Origin of the sequence: Cobetia sp. SIMBA_158 (genome assembly GCF_046566945.1) — a bacterium.
Classification (GTDB): domain Bacteria; phylum Pseudomonadota; class Gammaproteobacteria; order Pseudomonadales; family Halomonadaceae; genus Cobetia; species Cobetia amphilecti.
Genome location: NZ_JAWJYL010000747.1, coordinates 1 through 252, shown reverse-complemented (window position 1 = coordinate 252; position 252 = coordinate 1). Strand labels below are relative to the sequence as shown.

Sequence of the window (252 nt, the reverse complement as noted above, 5' to 3'; positions counted from 1 at the left end):
CTGCTAAAAAATATGGTTTAGAGGCAAAAATTGACGAAGATGGTGCAGTATCGCAACTTCGTGCAGCCGTTATATCACGCTTAGGCTTTGATGGCGAAGACCAAAACGTAATCAATAAAGCCAAAGAACAAACGCAAGTGTATTTGACTAATCCTCAAAAAGTAGACCCATACTTAGCAGGTGTTTATTTAAGACTCGCGGCTTTTCATGGTGATAAAGCCTTGCTTGATCAATTCATGACAACATTTAAAA

1 protein-coding gene is annotated in these 252 nt (G+C 38.5%); it reads left to right on the top strand.

All coding sequences use genetic code 11. From position 1 onward, the window contains the following. On the top strand, nucleotides 1-252 hold a 252-nt coding region (locus R2R70_RS21790; RefSeq protein WP_410979167.1), incomplete at both ends, for a hypothetical protein.